The 14,722-nt window shown below is 69.4% G+C and carries 13 protein-coding genes; 4 read left to right on the top strand and 9 right to left on the bottom strand.

Going from position 1 to position 14,722, the window contains the following annotated elements; genetic code table 11:
- Positions 1–7 precede the first annotated feature (7 nt).
- Positions 8–769, top strand: coding sequence for a dienelactone hydrolase family protein (locus ACZ69M_RS18110; protein ID WP_470050888.1), 762 nt, complete (start codon positions 8–10; stop codon positions 767–769).
- Positions 770–792: 23 nt separating this feature from the next.
- Here ACZ69M_RS18110 and ACZ69M_RS18105 read toward each other — a convergent pair whose 3' ends face one another.
- A complete protein-coding gene (locus ACZ69M_RS18105) occupies positions 793–1,755 on the bottom strand; it encodes a LysR family transcriptional regulator (protein ID WP_351702310.1) in 963 nt (320 codons plus the stop codon).
- A gap of 62 nt (positions 1,756–1,817) precedes the next feature.
- Between ACZ69M_RS18105 and ACZ69M_RS18100 the strand changes: the two genes are divergently transcribed.
- Entirely contained in the window at positions 1,818–3,107 is a 1,290-nt protein-coding gene (locus ACZ69M_RS18100) for an MFS transporter (RefSeq protein ID WP_470050886.1), read from the top strand.
- A gap of 192 nt (positions 3,108–3,299) precedes the next feature.
- Entirely contained in the window at positions 3,300–4,289 is a 990-nt protein-coding gene (locus ACZ69M_RS18095; RefSeq protein WP_470050885.1) for a sigma-70 family RNA polymerase sigma factor, read from the top strand.
- On the opposite strand, the gene ACZ69M_RS18090 is transcribed toward ACZ69M_RS18095, so the two are convergent.
- Positions 4,191–4,577, bottom strand: coding sequence for an STAS domain-containing protein (locus ACZ69M_RS18090; RefSeq protein WP_470050883.1), 387 nt, complete (start codon positions 4,575–4,577; stop codon positions 4,191–4,193). The two genes, ACZ69M_RS18095 and ACZ69M_RS18090, sit on opposite strands and share 99 nt — an antisense overlap.
- 145 nt (positions 4,578–4,722) lie before the next feature.
- Between ACZ69M_RS18090 and ACZ69M_RS18085 the strand changes: the two genes are divergently transcribed.
- Complete coding sequence (locus ACZ69M_RS18085; RefSeq protein ID WP_470050881.1) at positions 4,723–5,643, top strand: AEC family transporter; 921 nt, start codon at positions 4,723–4,725, stop codon at positions 5,641–5,643.
- Between the two features lie 101 nt (positions 5,644–5,744).
- Here ACZ69M_RS18085 and ACZ69M_RS18080 read toward each other — a convergent pair whose 3' ends face one another.
- From ACZ69M_RS18080 to ACZ69M_RS18050, 7 genes are all read right to left on the bottom strand, one after another.
- Entirely contained in the window at positions 5,745–7,028 is a 1,284-nt protein-coding gene (locus ACZ69M_RS18080; RefSeq protein ID WP_470050879.1) for a thymidine phosphorylase, read from the bottom strand.
- An 88-nt stretch (positions 7,029–7,116) separates the two neighbouring features.
- Positions 7,117–7,530, bottom strand: a complete 414-nt coding sequence (locus ACZ69M_RS18075; RefSeq protein WP_470050878.1) for a cytidine deaminase — start codon at positions 7,528–7,530, stop codon at positions 7,117–7,119.
- Positions 7,527–8,789: an ABC transporter permease gene (locus ACZ69M_RS18070; protein ID WP_470050876.1), complete on the bottom strand. Its 1,263-nt coding sequence runs from the start codon at positions 8,787–8,789 to the stop codon at positions 7,527–7,529. Before ACZ69M_RS18070 ends, ACZ69M_RS18075 begins: the two co-directional genes overlap by 4 nt.
- Positions 8,786–9,913 carry an ABC transporter permease gene (locus tag ACZ69M_RS18065; RefSeq protein WP_470050874.1) on the bottom strand — a complete coding sequence of 376 codons (1,128 nt, stop codon included), beginning with the start codon at positions 9,911–9,913 and terminating at the stop codon, positions 8,786–8,788. Before ACZ69M_RS18065 ends, ACZ69M_RS18070 begins: the two co-directional genes overlap by 4 nt.
- On the bottom strand, positions 9,910–11,724 hold the full coding sequence (locus tag ACZ69M_RS18060) for an ABC transporter ATP-binding protein (RefSeq protein ID WP_470050981.1): 1,815 nt from the start codon (positions 11,722–11,724) through the stop codon (positions 9,910–9,912). The genes ACZ69M_RS18065 and ACZ69M_RS18060 overlap by 4 nt, the downstream gene beginning before the upstream one ends.
- 111 nt (positions 11,725–11,835) lie before the next feature.
- Positions 11,836–12,885 (bottom strand): BMP family lipoprotein, encoded by a 1,050-nt coding sequence (locus ACZ69M_RS18055; RefSeq protein ID WP_352049135.1) that lies wholly within the window; start codon positions 12,883–12,885, stop codon positions 11,836–11,838.
- Positions 12,886–13,364: 479 nt separating this feature from the next.
- Entirely contained in the window at positions 13,365–14,432 is a 1,068-nt protein-coding gene (locus ACZ69M_RS18050) for a BMP family lipoprotein (protein WP_470050871.1), read from the bottom strand.
- Positions 14,433–14,722 lie beyond the last annotated feature (290 nt).

The raw sequence follows: 14,722 nt of genomic DNA, 5'->3' as shown, positions 1-14,722 counted from the left end.
TTCTGTCATGGCACAGCAAGCGACGCCGGTTCGCAGGGCCCGGCTGGGGAGGACGATCGGCCCGGAGCCGACGGCCGTCAGCGGAGTGGTTCTGCTGCTCCCGGGCGGCGACGAGGTCTCCGCGCGCAGACCGTCCCCGATGTTGGCGACCGCTTCCGTACGCGCGCTCGGCCGCAGGCTCATGCGCGCGGGACACACGGAAGGCCTGGCCGCCCACGTCGTGCACTACCGCTTCCGCGGCTGGAACGGCAGCGAGGCGCATCTCGCGAACGACGCCTCCTGGGCCGCCGACGAGGTCGTACGCCGCTACGGGGACGTGCCGGTGTGTCTCGCCGGTGTGGGCATGGGAGGCCGGGCGGCGCTGCGTGCGGCCGGGCACACCGCCGTCAACTCCGTTCTGGCGCTCGCCCCCTGGCTGCCCGAGGACGACGTGGCGGCGCCACCCGAACCGGTGAAGCAGCTCGCCGGGCGGCGCGTGCTGATCGTGCACGGCACCAACGACGAGCGCACCGACCCGGAGTTGTCCTTCCGGCTCGCGGCACGGGCGAAGAAGTCCAACCGGGACATCTGCCGGTTCGAGGTCCACTCCGACGGGCACGGGTTGCACCAGTACCGGTCCGAAGTGCACGCGCTGTCGCAGGACTTCGTGATGGGGGCGTTGTTCGGACACGGGGTGTCGCGCCCTCTGGAGGACGCGTTGGCCGCGCCGCCGCCGTTGGGATTGCGGATGCCGCTCGCCTCCGGCTTCGGGCGGGCGTTGCGTCGCTAGGTCGTGTTTCGTCTGCACGCCCCTCAGTCCGGTAGCAGGTGCCCCCTCCTCGACAGCAGGAATTTCTTGAAGGCCGCCACCGGTGGCGTGTCCGGGTGGCCGTCCAGCCATGCCACTCCGATCTCGCGGACCGCTCTCGGGGCCGTGACCGTCAGTTCGACCACCCCTGGGCGGGGTACGGCCGGTGGGGGCAGGAGGGCGACGCCGAGGCCGGCGGCCACCAGGCCCCGTAGGGTCTCGGCCTCCTCGCCCTCGAAGGCGATGCGGGGCTTGAAGCCGGCCTCCTGGCAGAGGTCGTCGGTGATGCGGCGCATGCCGTAGCCGGGTTCGAGGGTCACGAAGGTCTCGTCGGCGGCCTCGGCGAGGCGGATGCGTTTGCGGGCGGCGAGGCGGTGGTCGGCCGGGACGACGAGCCGTAGCTTCTGCTCGTCGAGGAGACGGCCCACCAGGTCGGGCGCGTCCGGCACCGGCGAGGTGAGGCACAGGTCCAGCTCGCCCGAGCGCAGTCCCTCCAGCATCGCCTCGCCGTAGTTCTGGACGAGGCTGAAGCGGACCCGGGGGTGGTCGGCGCGGAACGCGCGGATCAGGCCGGGGACGGTCTCCGAGCCCATGGTGTGCAGGAAGCCGAACGCGACCTTGCCGGTGGCCGGGTCGGCGTCCGCGCGCACCTCCTCGGCGGCGCGCTCGATCTCGGCGAGGGCCCGCTCGACGGAGGAGAGGAACGTACGGCCCGCGGGGGTGAGGGAGACCGTGCGGCCCCGGCGCGCGAACAGGTCGACGCCCAGGTCCTGTTCGAGCCGGACCATGGCGCGCGACAGGGTCGACTGGGGGACCCGCATCTCCTGCGCGGCGCGTGTGACGTGCTCCGTGCGGGCGACCCCGGCGAAGTACGCGAGGCGTGGGGCGAGCAGTCTCGACATGCCCGCGCTGTCTTCTGTGTCACTGGACGGTGACAGGTGAGGCCCTGACCTTTGCTGATGCACCATGGGAACGATTATGGCGATTCCATGCATTGGACGGATGAACGGCGGCTCTTTAGTTTCGGAGTATGCCTTCCGCCAGTACCGGGGCGTCCATCACCGTGGGCGCCACCTCCTCCGTCACGTCCTCCACCGCCGCCGTCGACTCCCGTCTCACCCCAGGTGGGCCCGGCTACCGCCGCATGAGCTTCGCGCTCTTCCTCGCGGGCGTCGCGACCTTCGCGCTCCTCTACTCCACGCAGGCCCTCCTCCCGCTCGTCTCCACGGACTTCGGGGTCAGCGCGAGCGAGGCGAGCTGGACGGTGTCCGCGGCGACGGGTGCGCTGGCGCTGTTCGTCCTCCCCATGAGCGCGCTGTCGGAGCGGTTCGGACGGCGTACGTTGATGACGGCGTCGCTGGCGGTCGCGGTGACGGTCGGTCTCCTGGTCCCCTTCGCCCCGTCGATCGGCGCGCTGGTCGCGCTGCGGGCGGTGCAGGGCGCGGCGCTGGCGGGCCTTCCGGCCTCCGCGACGGCCTATCTGGCGGAGGAGGTCCGCCCCAAGGCCCTGATCACGGCGATCGGTCTCTTCGTGGCGGGCAACAGCGTCGGCGGGATGAGCGGCCGGGTCATCACCGGCTGGGTCGCGCAGGAGTGGGGCTGGCGGGTGGCCGTGGCCGCGATCGGGATCATCGCGGTGGCCTGCGCGGTCGCCTTCCGTATGCTCCTGCCGGCGCCGAAGCACTTCACGCCCGGCTCGCTGCGGCCGCGGGTGCTGGCCCGTACGGTCCGTGACCACCTCGCGAACCCGCTGCTGCGCCGGCTGTACGCGATCGGCGCGCTGTTCATGATGGTCTTCGGCGGGGTCTACACGGTGATCGGCTACCGCCTGACCGAGGCCCCGTTCTCCCTCCCCCAGGGCATCATCGGCTCGATCTTCCTGGTGTACCTGGTCGGTACGGTGTCGGCGTCCACGGCGGGCAGGCTGGCCGCCCGCCTGGGCCGGCGCGGCTCCCTGTACCTGGCGGGCGGCACCACGACCGCCGGCCTGCTCCTCTCCCTGGCCGACTCCCTCCCCCTCGTCCTGCTCGGCCTGGTGCTGATCACCGCGGGCTTCTTCGCGGGCCACGCGGTGGCGTCCTCGTCGGTCAGCCACACCGCCAAGCAGGGCCGCGCCCAGGCCTCCGCCCTCTACCAGTCCGCGTACTACATCGGCTCCAGCGCGGGCAGCACGCTCGGCGCGGTCGCCTTCCACGCGGGCGGGTGGGCCGGGACGGTGGCACTCGGACTGTTCGCGGTCCTCGGCGTCGTCACGATCACCCTGCTCGGCTCCCACGCGGCCCGCACCCAGGCCCGCCGCGAACCGGCCCTGGCACACTGAACGTCCCGGACGCTCCTACGTTCCCCATGGCCGGACCCTGTTGTCAGTATTTGCTCATGTCCATGAAGCAATTGGTCTGAGCTCCGCTTTTTCCCACTCCTGGGGCCATTGTCAGTGGGCTGCGGTAGCTTCCGAAGTGCCGGTGCAACGAGGCGGCGGTGCGACGGGAACGGCCACAGGGGTGGGTTGGCTATGAGCGACGGTACGGCGACGACGGATCTGGACGTGCGGCTGGAGAAGCACCGGGTCGAGCTGACCGGGTACTGCTATCGGATGCTCGGCTCCTCCTTCGAGGCGGAGGACGCGGTGCAGGACACGATGATCCGCGCCTGGCGGAGCTACGACAAGTTCGAGGGCCGTTCGTCGATGCGGTCCTGGCTGTACCGGATCGCCACCAACGTCTGCCTCGACATGCTGAACGCGGGCAACCGGAGGGCTCGTCCGATGGATCTGAGCGGTCCCTCACCCCTGGCTCAGGCGGCGCTCACCCCGCGCCCGGACAACGTCTGGCTGGAGCCGATGCCCGACACGCGTGTGCTGCCCACGATCAGTGACCCGGCCGAGGCCGCGGTGGCCAAGGAGTCGGTGCGCCTCGCCTTCATGGCCGCCCTGCAGCAGCTGCCGCCCAAGCAGCGCGCCGTGCTCATCCTGCGCGAGGTCCTGGCCTGGAAGGCGTCGGAGGTCGCCGAGCTGCTCGGCACGACGGTCGCCTCGGTCAACAGCGCGCTGCAGCGGGCCCGCGCGACCCTCGCGGAGAGCGACAGCGCCGAGGCAGCCGTCTCCGACCCGCTCGACGAGGAGCAGCAGAAGCTGCTCGAGCGCTATGTCGCCGCGTTCGAGGGGTACGACATGACGGCGCTGACCGCGCTGCTCCACGAGGACGCGATCATGACGATGCCGCCGTTCGACCTGTGGCTGCGCGGCACGGGCGACATCACCGGTTTCATGACGACCCTCGGTGCCTCCTGCGCGGGTTCGCGCCTGCTGCCGGTCGCGGTCAACGGTCTGCCGGGATTCGCGCACTACAAGCCGGATCCGGAGGAGAGCGGCTTCAGTGCCTGGGCGATCCAGGCGCTGGAGATCTCAGACGGCCGCATCACCGGGTTCCACTGCTTCCTGGACACCAAGCGCTGGTTCCCGCTCTTCGGCCTCCCCCTCCACCTCGAAGCGGAGTCCGACTAGATCGAGAAGCAGGAGGAGAGACGGGGCCGCGGCGCGCAGCCGGACGCGGCCCCCGGCCCGGCGGGCGGCGAGCTGCATCCTGGCCAGGGCGTCGACGGTGGCCAGGCCGGGTGGACCGAGGCCCGCGACATCGCAGACCACCACCCCGGCACCGGTCGCCGCCAGCCGCGCGCGCACGTCGTCGCAGAGCCCCGGCACCTGGTCACGGGTGACAGGGCCGGGCAGCACGAGTACGGCGGGTGTCGTGGCGTCCACAGTCAGTAGACCGGCCGGTGGCACGGAACTCATCGCGCAGGACCGACCCGTTCGAGGCGCGCGCCCGCAAAGGATCACATTGACCTGCGACCGTCCCGCCCCAGAGGGTTGGGTGTATGCCCCATGAATCAGCGCCTTCCGTGATACCCGACGGCCTCCTCGGATCGAAGGAGGCACCGTGCAAGGCGTGCTGACGGGCTTCGCGGTCATCGCCGTCGTCATCGGGGTCGGTTACCTCATCGGACGCCGCGGCTATCTCGGGGAGAACGGGCGGGAGGTGCTGACGAAGCTCGCCTTCCACGTGGCCTCCCCCGCCCTGCTGTTCACCACGCTCGCCCGGGCCGACCTGTCGGTGATCTTCTCCAGCCGACTCCTGGTGACGGCGATGAGCACGGCCGCGGCGGCCGGGGTCTTCGTCGCGATCGGGGTCGTACGCGGCTGGGGCGTGGGCCGGACGACGATCGGCGCCCTCTGCTCCAGCTACGTCAACTCGGGCAACCTCGGCATCCCGATCGCGGTATACGTGCTGGGGGACGCCTCGCTCGTCGCGCCCGTACTGCTCTTCCAGCAGATCATGGTCACGCCCATCGCGCTCACCGTCCTCGACCTGTCGGGGGACGGCGAGAAGGGTCCCCTGTGGCAGCGGCTGATCACTCCCCTGCGCAACCCCATCGCGGTCGGCTCGCTGAGCGGGGTCGCGGTGTCGGCGACCGGTCTGACGCTGCCGGGACCGGTCATGGACCCGCTCACGCTGATCGGCAACATGTCGGTGCCCGCGGTGCTGCTGGCGTTCGGCATCTCGCTGTGCGGCAGCACGCTACCCGGCCGCGGCGCGGACCGTTACCCGGTGCTGCTGTCCGTCGCCCTGAAGTCGGTGGGCCAGCCGCTGGCCGCCTGGGCCCTGGCCATGGGCCTGTTCGGGCTGCACGGCGCGCCGCTGCTCGACGTCGTGGTCACCTCGGCGCTGCCCGCCGCCCAGAACCTCTTCACCTACGCCTCGCGTTACCGGGTCGGCGAAACCCTCGCTCGCGAGTCGATCCTCCTGTCGACGATCCTGTCGGTGCCGGTGCTGGTGGTGATCGCGACCGTACTCGGCTGACGGCACACGCACCGGGCACGCGAAAGGGGCCGGCGCGGACACGCCGGCCCCTCCACCGCCGTACGGAATCAGCTGCCGGACGGGGCAACTGCCGTACGGAGTCAGGCGATACGTTCCAGCACGACCGGCGTGGCCTTGTAGTCCGTGCCCGCGGCCGCGATGTCGTAGGAACCCTCGACCGACTCCAGGGCGTACTCGAAGCGCTCGGGGGTGTCGGTGTGGAGGGTCAGCAGGGGCTGGCCCGCGGTGACGGTGTCGCCGGGCTTGGCGTGCAGCTCGACGCCCGCGGCGGCCTGCACCGGGTCCTCCTTGCGGGCGCGGCCCGCGCCCAGGCGCCAGGCGGCGATGCCGATGTCGTAGGCGTCCAGGCGGGTCAGGACGCCGGAGGACGGGGCCGTCACCACGTGCTGCTCGCGGGAGGTGGGCAGCGCAGCGTCCGGGTCACCGCCCTGCGCGGCGATCATGCGGCGCCAGACGTCCATCGCGGAGCCGTCCGCGAGGGCCTTCGCCGGGTCGGCGTCCTTGATGCCCGCCGCGTCCAGCATCTCGCGCGCCAGGGCGATGGTGAGTTCGACGACGTCGGCCGGACCGCCGCCCGCCAGGACCTCCACCGACTCCCGTACCTCGAGCGCGTTGCCCGCCGTCAGGCCCAGCGGGGTCGACATGTCCGTGAGGAGCGCGACCGTCTTCACGCCGTGGTCGGTGCCCAACCCGACCATCGTGGAGGCGAGTTCGCGGGCGTCCTCGATGGTCTTCATGAAGGCGCCGGTGCCGACCTTCACGTCCAGGACCAGCGAACCCGTGCCCTCCGCGATCTTCTTCGACATGATGGAGGAGGCGATGAGGGGGATCGCCTCGACCGTGCCGGTGACGTCACGGAGCGCGTAGAGCTTCTTGTCCGCCGGGGCCAGGCCGTCGCCCGCCGCGCAGATGACCGCACCGGTCGTGTCGAGGACGTTCAGCATCTCCTCGTTCGACAGCAGGGCGCGCCAGCCGGGGATCGACTCCAGCTTGTCCAGCGTGCCGCCGGTGTGGCCGAGGCCGCGTCCGGACAGCTGCGGGACCGCCGCGCCGCAGGCGGCGACCAGCGGTGCCAGCGGGAGGGTGATCTTGTCGCCGACGCCGCCCGTGGAGTGCTTGTCGGCGGTCGGGCGGGAGAGGGAGGAGAACTCCATGCGCTCGCCGGAGGCGATCATCGCGGCGGTCCAGCGGGCGATCTCGCGACGGTTCATGCCGTTGAGCAGGATCGCCATGTTGAGGGCGGCCATCTGGTAGTCGGCGACCTCGCCGCGGGTGTACGCATCGATGACCCAGTCGATCTGCGCGTCGCTGAGCTCGGCGCGGTCCCGCTTGGTGCGGATGACGGAGACGGCGTCCATGGCCATGGCTTTCCTTCCGAAGACTTCCGAAAATCCGCGGCCCCTCCCGATCGGTCGTTTCATCGTCCGGTCGTCGGGAGGGGCCGCGCAGGCGTTACTTGGTGAGATTCTCCGGCCCGAAGGCCTGCGGCAGCATCTCGGAGAGCGGCACGATTCCGGCCGGGGTCTCCAGGAGCAGCTCGGCCCCGCCGAACTCGTACAGCAGCTGGCGGCAGCGACCGCACGGGACGAGGATCTCGCCCTGTCCGTCGACGCAGGTGAAGTGCGTCAGCCGACCGCCACCGCTGTTCAGCAGCTGGGAGACCAGACCGCACTCGGCGCACAGTCCGAGCCCGTACGAGGCGTTCTCGACATTGCAGCCGGTGACGGTCCGGCCGTCGTCGACGAGGGCCGCGACACCGACCGGGAAGCCCGAGTAGGGGGCGTACGCCCGGGACATGGCGTCCCGGGCGTGCTCCCGCAGAGCCTCCCAGTCGACGGCCGTGGGCCCGGCGTCGGCGGACGTCACTTGCCCTGTCCTCTCCGGTACGGCATGCCGTCCGCCTTCGGCATCCGCAGGTGCTGTGCGGACAGCGAGAGAACGAGGAGGGTCACGATGTACGGCGTCGCGCTCACGACCTGCTTGGGGACATCGCTGGTGGTGGCGTACCAGACGAACATCAGCGCCGACACCGCGGCGGTGATCACCGCGGGCACGAGCCGCTTCTTCCACGCGAGGTAGGCGGCGCCGAAGACCAGCAGAATCGCGATCAGCAGGATCAGCGCGTGCACGTTGGTGGTGCCACCGCGCAGGTTGAGGCTGTCGGTGTAACCGAACAGACCCGCTCCGAGGGCGAGACCGCCCGGCATCCAGTTACCGAAGATCATCGCGGCGAGACCGATGTAGCCGCGCCCCGCGGTCTGTCCGTCGAGGTACACGTTGGACGCGACGATCGACAGGAAGGCACCGCCGAGGCCGGCGAAGCCACCGGAGATGATCACGGCGAGGTACTTGTACTTGTAGACGTTGACGCCGAGGGACTCGGCGGCCATCGGGTTCTCGCCGCAGGAGCGCAGCCGCAGGCCGAAGGACGTGCGCCACAGCACCCACCACGTCACCGGTACGAGGGCCACGGCGACGACCGTGAGCGGCGACAGGTCGGTGACCAGCCCGCCGAGCAGACCCGCGATGTCCGAGATCAGGAACCAGTGCTTCCCGTTGAGCGTGTCCAGACCGCTCGACAGCCCCGGAATGTCGAAGGTGCCGAGCGAGTCGATCGGCGGGGACTGCTTGGAGGAGCCCTGCGGCGCGTTCTCGAAGGTGAACTTGGAGAGGTAGCGGGTGGTGCCGAGCGCCAGGATGTTGATGGCCACACCGGACACGATGTGGTTGACGTTGAAGGTCACCGTGGCGATGGCGTGCAGGATGCCGCCGAGGCAGCCGCCGATGATGCCGAAGGCGACACCGGTCCAGGGACCCCACTGGTAGCCGGCCCAGGCACCGAACCAGGTGCCGAGGATCATCATGCCTTCGAGGCCGATGTTGACGACGCCCGCGCGCTCGGACCACAGGCCGCCGAGGCCCGCGAGGCCGATCGGCACCGCGAGGCGCAGCGCCGTGGACATCTGTCCGGTCGAGGTGATGCCGTCCGCGCCGGTGATCAGGCGGACGACCGAGGTCAGGATGAGTACGCCCGCGATGATCAGCAGGAGCACGGGGAGCGAGAATCGGCGGCTGCCCTTGCCGGGCTGCTGCGCCTGCGGCTTGGCGACGGTCGCGGTGCTCATCGGGCAGCCACCTCCTTCGGGGAGTTGTTGTTGGCGGCGGCCGCGGCCAGTTCCTCACCGACCCGCTTCTGCTGGCGGCGCAGGCCCCAGACACGTACGGCCTCGTAGGAGATGACGACCGCGAAGACGATCAGGCCCTGCATGATCGTGGCGATCTCCTTCTCGTACGCCACCGGGGTCGCGTAGTCGAGCGCCGGGGACGCCTTGTCGAGGAAGGCGATCAGCAGGGCGGCGAAGGCGATGCCCACCGGGTTGTTGCGGCCGAGCAGGGCGATCGTGATGCCGGTGAAACCGAGTCCGGTCGGGAAGCTCAGGCTGTAGCTGTGGGCGTCGCCGAGCAGCAGCGGCAGACCGGAGAGGCCCGCGACCGCGCCGGAGATCAGCATCGCGGTGAGCACCATCTTCTTGGCGTCGACACCGGAGGCCGCGGCGGCGGTCTCCGAGGCACCGGTGGCGCGCAGGTCGAAGCCGAAGCGGGTGCGGTTGAGGACCACCCAGTACAGGACGCCCATGAGGACGGCGAGGAAGACCAGGCCGTAGATCTCGCCGACGTCCGAGCCGAGGTTGATGCCGGGAACCCAGCCGGACTTCTTCATGACGCCGGTCGTGTTGTTGTTGCCGACCTGCACACCCCAGATGTTGTCGAGGGTGAGGTAGCCGATGAGGCTGGTGGCGATCGCGTTGAGCATGATCGTCGCGACGACCTCGCTCACTCCCCGGGTGACCTTCAGGACACCCGCGATACCGGCCCAGAAGGCACCGGTGAGCATGCCGACGAGCAGCAGCATCGGCACTTGCAGGACGCCGGGCAGCGCGATGTGCGTGCCGACGACCGCGGTCATCATCGCGGCGAGGCGGTACTGACCGTCGACACCGATGTTGAACAGGTTCATGCGGAAGCCGATGGCCACCGCGAGCGCCGCCAGGTAGTACAGCGACGCCTGGTTGAGGATCAGCACCTGGACGTCGGAGTACGTCGCCTGCTGGAGCATCAGCGAGTACGGCTCGAACGGGCTCTTGCCCGAGGCGAGCAGCACGACCGAGGTCAGCGCGATCGCCGCGACGAGCGCGATGACCGGGCCGGCCACCGCGAGGAGCACGCGCTCCTTGTCGAACTTCTTCATCGGGCCTCGTCCTCCGGGGCGGCGCTTTCCGCTACGTGCTCCAGGTGTCCGGAGGCGGCGCCGGTCATGGCCGAGCCGAGTTCCTCCGGGGTGACGGTCGCCGGGTCGGCGTCCGCCACGAGCCTGCCGTTGTAGATCACCCGCAGGGTGTCCGACAGGCCGATCAGCTCGTCCAGGTCGGCCGAGATCAGCAGCACGGCCAGGCCCTCGCGGCGGGCCTCGCGGATCTGGTCCCAGATCGCGGCCTGCGCGCCGACGTCCACACCGCGGGTGGGGTGGGCGGCGATCAGGAAGCGCGGCTTGTGGCTCATCTCGCGGCCGACGATCAGCTTCTGCTGGTTGCCGCCGGAGAGCGAGGCGGCGGTGACGTCGATGCCGGGGGTGCGGACGTCGTACTCCTCGACGATCCGCCTGGTGTCCTCCTGGGCGCCCTTGATGTCGAGCCAGAAGCCCTTCGCGTTGGGGGCCTCGGTGACATGGCCGAGGATGCGGTTCTCCCAGAGCGGGGACTCCAGCAGCAGGCCGTGACGGTGGCGGTCCTCGGGGATGTACCCGATGCCCTTCTCACGGCGCTTGCGGGTGGCCCACCCCGTGATCTCGTCGCCGAGGAAGGTGATGGCTCCCGCGTCCGCGGACTTGAGGCCGATCAGCGCGTCGATGAGCTCGGTCTGACCGTTGCCCTCGACACCCGCGATGCCCATCACCTCACCCGCGTGGATGGTGAAGGTGACGTCGTCGAGGATGCGCCGCACCGCGGCGGCGGTCTCGGCGGTGTCCTCGGAGAGCAGACCGGCGCCCGTCGGCTCGGCGAGCTCGCCGAGGGAGGGGGCACCGCTGGCGAAGACCGTGAGGCCCTCGACCTGGATGACCGGCTTGTCCGTGACGGTGGACTCGGCGGTCTCCGGGGTCGGGAGCTCGCTGCCGACCATCATCTCGGCGAGCTGGCGGGGGGTCGTCTCGGCGGGGACGGCCGTGCCGACCGTCGTACCGCGCCGGATGACCGTGATCTCGTCGGCGACCGAGAGAACCTCGCCCAGCTTGTGCGAGATGAAGATGACGGCCAGGCCCTCGGACTTGAGCTCGCGCAGGTTGTCGAAGAGTGCGTCCACCTCCTGCGGCACCAGTACGGCGGTGGGCTCGTCCAGGATCAGGGTGCGGGCGCCGCGGTAGAGGACCTTGAGGATCTCCACGCGCTGACGCTCGGCGACACCCAGGCCCTCGACCAGGACGTCCGGGCGGACGTTCAGGCCGTATCGGTCGGAGATCTCCTTGATCTTCTTACGGGCGCCACCGCCGATGCCGTACAGCTTCTCGCTGCCCAGGACCACGTTCTCCAGGACGGTGAGGTTGTCGGCGAGCATGAAGTGCTGGTGGACCATGCCGATGCCGCGCACGATGGCGTCGGCGGGCGACGAGAAGCTGACCTGCTCACCGTCGATGGCGATCGTGCCCTCGTCCGGCTTCTGCATGCCGTAGAGGATCTTCATCAGCGTCGACTTGCCGGCACCGTTCTCGCCGACGAGGGCGTGGACCGTGCCCTTGCGGACCGTCAGGTGGATGTCATGGTTGGCCACCACACCGGGGAAACGCTTGGTGATCCCCGCCAGCTCGACCGCGGTCGACTGCGCGGTGAGCGGAGGGCTGCTGGACGCGTCGATGGCGCACTCTCCTTGGAAAAGGGGCCTATCTACGCGCGTAGCGCCCCTGCTTTGAATTCCACTCGGACGGACCGGGTTCTTTTCGGACTGCTTTCGGTCCGATCCGATCCGATCCGAGCATTCTGCCGCGCGAACGGGGCACGAGGAGGTCATCCTCCCCACGCCCCGTTCCGTGGCCGTAACGCTGCCATTACAGCGTTGCCATGGCCATGGTTTCGACGTCTGGTGATGACGTCGTGACCTGGGCCGGGATCAGGGCTCCGGTCAGGAGGTCTTGACCGTGATCGAGCCGTCCTTGATACCCGCCTCGGCCTTCTTCAGCGCGGCCTGCAGGTCGGCGTTGTTCTTGAACGCCGGGTTCGAGTCGGCCAGGCCGACACCGCCGGTGGCGAGGCTGGCACGGACGACGCCGGTCTCGGGCTTGCCGTCCGCCACGGACTTCGCGAGGTTGTAGACCGCCCCGGCGACGTCCTTGGTGGCCGAAGTCAGGATGTAGTCCTTGTACTTGGCCAGCGCGTCCTGCTTGTACTGGTCGGAGTCGACGCCGATGGCCCACACCTTGTGCGAGGCGGCGGACTGGATGACACCCTGGCCCGACAGACCCGCGGCGGCGTAGATCACGTCCGCGCCCGCCTCGATCTGACCCTCGGCCGCGTCCTTGCCCTTGTCGGGGCTGGAGAAGCCACCCTCCTGGGGCGTCTGGGTCAGGTACTGCTTCTCTATCTTGATCTTCGGGTTGACCGACTGGGCGCCCTGGACGTAACCGGCCTCGAACTTGTGGATCAGCGGGATGTCCACGCCGCCGACGAAGCCGATGTGGTCCTTCTTGGTGGCCTTCGCCGCGGCGACACCCGCGAGGTAGGAGGCCTGCTCCTCGTGGAAGACCATGTCCGCGACGTTCGCGGCCTTGTCCTGCTCGTCGTCGATGATGCCGAAGGTGATCTTCGGGTACTTCGCCGCGACCTCCTTGATGGCCGGCGCGTACACGAAGCCGACGCCGATCACCGGGTTGTAGCCGGACTTGGCGAGCTGCTCCAGGCGCTGCACCTTGTCGGCGTCGGACTCGCCGTCCTGCGGCTCGATGTCCCGGCCGCTGATCTTGAGGTCGGTCTCGGCCTTCTGGAAACCGGCGAACGCGGCGTCATTGAACGACTGGTCGCCCTTGCCGCCGATGTCGTACGCAAGGCCGATGCCCTTGGTCTTGGCCGAGCCGCCACTGGAGGCTTCGGTGGACGAGCCGCCACAGGCGGAGAGAGCAACGGCGAGGGATGCGGTCGCAACGCCCGCAACCGCGATTCGGGACACCCGGCGCATGAACGTGACTCCTTTGTGCAGGCGCCCAAACCAGGCGCTGATTCCGCCGCAGCGTAACGCGCGTAGACATAGCAGAGAACCCACGTCGCCAGAGTGTTATCCGACCGTTTTGAACCCTCGGCGAACAATCTCCGAACACCTAGGACGCACCTGGGGCGCACCTGGGGCTTCTGCTCGGCAAAGGCGCCCGGCTCCCGGGCGCGGTGTCGACGCGGTACCGACGCGGTACCGACACACCATCGACGTGACATCCATGTATGCGATGCCATGTACCAGACCATGGTACTTTGCGAGATTCTGGCCCGGTTTGATCTTTCCCCAGGATCACCGTCGCGCCAGAACGACCCCGCATGAACGCATGCACGTGCTGCACGCCCGCACGCATGAATGAGGGAGCCCCCAGCCCGTACGTCGGGCGGGGGGCTCCCTCATCGGTGATCAGTGACGCGAGGCCGGTGATCAGTGACGACAGGCGCGACTCACTGGGTCGTCTTGACGGTGACCTTGCCGTCGATGATGTCCTGCTTGGCCTTGTCGACCGCCGCGACCACGTCCGTCAGGGCCTTGTACTTCGGGTTGGAGTCGGCGAAGCCGACGCCGCCCGACTTCAGGTCGCCGCGCACGACACCGCTCAGCGGCTTGCCGTCGACGACGGACTTGGCCAGGTCGTACACCGCGCCGCCGACGTTCTTCAGGGCCGAGCCGAGGATGTAGTCCTTGTACTTGGCCAGAGAGCTCTGCGCGTACTGGTCGGAGTCGACGCCGATGGCCCACACCTTCTTGGACGCGGCCTCGGAGATCACGCCCTGACCGGACAGGCCGGCCGCGTGGTAGAGCACGTCGGCGCCCTTCTCGATCTGGCCGGCCGCCGCGTCCTTGCCCTTGTCGGGGCTGGCGAAGCCACCCTCCTGGGGAGTCTGCGTCAGATACTGCGACTCGATCTTGATGCTCGGGTTGACCGACTTCGCGCCCTGGTCGAAGCCCGCCTCGAACTTGTGGATCAGCGGGATGTCCACGCCACCGATGAAGCCGATGTGGTTCTTCTTGGTGGCCTTCGCCGCCGCGACACCCGCGAGGTAGGAGGACTGCTCCTCGTGGAAGACCAGGTCGGCGATGTTCGCGGCCTTGTCCTGCTCGTCGTCGATGATGCCGAAGGTCACCTTCGGGTACTTCGCCGCGACCTCCTTGACGGCCGGCGCGTACACGAAGCCGACGCCGATCACCGGGTTGTAGCCGGACTTGGCGAGCTGCTCCAGGCGCTGCACCTTGTCGGCGTCGGACTCGCCGTCCTGCGGCTCGATGTCCCGGCCGCCGATCTTGAACTCGGTCTCGGCCTTCTGGAAACCGGCGTACGCGGCGTCGTTGAAGGACTGGTCGCCCTTGCCGCCGATGTCGTACGCGAGACCGATGCCCTTCCCGGTGTAACCCGACGAGCTCTTCTTGGAGTCGCTGCTCGTGTCGGTGCTCGACTTGCCACAACCGACCGCCGCGAGGGCGATGACCGAGACGGCCACCGCTGCTTGAGAGAACCTGGTCCTCCGAGACATCAGACGCACAGCAAGCACCCTTCATCCCCACGGCCGTCGCCGGTCCGCTTCCCCAACACGCCGCCGACGCAGCGATTTCGGCGCACAGTAACGCGCGTAGAAGGGGAGGGGAACGGGGTTTCTCCGGGCCGTTACCGAACCGTGCCGCCACCGGGTTACGTTTGCCCGCCACCCGTTACGGCGGGGTGACGCAAGTGGACGAAGGGGTGCCGATCGGGGCATCGGGCGGACCGGCGGACCAGGTACCCCTACGTCACTTGTGCAGCGTCTCCGACTGAGCGTCCCGCGCT

The sequence above is a fragment of the Streptomyces sp. NPDC107454 genome (assembly GCF_055582885.1).
The sequence above is the reverse complement of the archived record's forward strand: the minus strand, read 5'-3'. Positions and strand labels throughout refer to the sequence as shown.

Excerpts from the sequence above, each read along its gene's own strand:
- ACZ69M_RS18095 (WP_470050885.1), top strand. The coding sequence starts at position 3,300 with ATGAGCGACGGTACGGCGACGACGGATCTGGACGTGCGGCTGGAGAAG.
- ACZ69M_RS18090 (WP_470050883.1), bottom strand. The coding sequence starts at position 4,577 with ATGAGTTCCGTGCCACCGGCCGGTCTACTGACTGTGGACGCCACGACA.
- ACZ69M_RS18065 (WP_470050874.1), bottom strand. The coding sequence starts at position 9,913 with ATGAAGAAGTTCGACAAGGAGCGCGTGCTCCTCGCGGTGGCCGGCCCG.
- ACZ69M_RS18080 (WP_470050879.1), bottom strand. The coding sequence starts at position 7,028 with ATGGCCATGGACGCCGTCTCCGTCATCCGCACCAAGCGGGACCGCGCC.
- ACZ69M_RS18105 (WP_351702310.1), bottom strand. The coding sequence starts at position 1,755 with ATGGTGCATCAGCAAAGGTCAGGGCCTCACCTGTCACCGTCCAGTGAC.
- ACZ69M_RS18060 (WP_470050981.1), bottom strand. The coding sequence starts at position 11,724 with ATGACCTCCTCGTGCCCCGTTCGCGCGGCAGAATGCTCGGATCGGATC.
- ACZ69M_RS18055 (WP_352049135.1), bottom strand. The coding sequence starts at position 12,885 with ATGCGCCGGGTGTCCCGAATCGCGGTTGCGGGCGTTGCGACCGCATCC.
- ACZ69M_RS18050 (WP_470050871.1), bottom strand. The coding sequence starts at position 14,432 with ATGTCTCGGAGGACCAGGTTCTCTCAAGCAGCGGTGGCCGTCTCGGTC.
- ACZ69M_RS18100 (WP_470050886.1), top strand. The coding sequence starts at position 1,818 with ATGCCTTCCGCCAGTACCGGGGCGTCCATCACCGTGGGCGCCACCTCC.
- ACZ69M_RS18070 (WP_470050876.1), bottom strand. The coding sequence starts at position 8,789 with ATGAGCACCGCGACCGTCGCCAAGCCGCAGGCGCAGCAGCCCGGCAAG.
- ACZ69M_RS18110 (WP_470050888.1), top strand. The coding sequence starts at position 8 with ATGGCACAGCAAGCGACGCCGGTTCGCAGGGCCCGGCTGGGGAGGACG.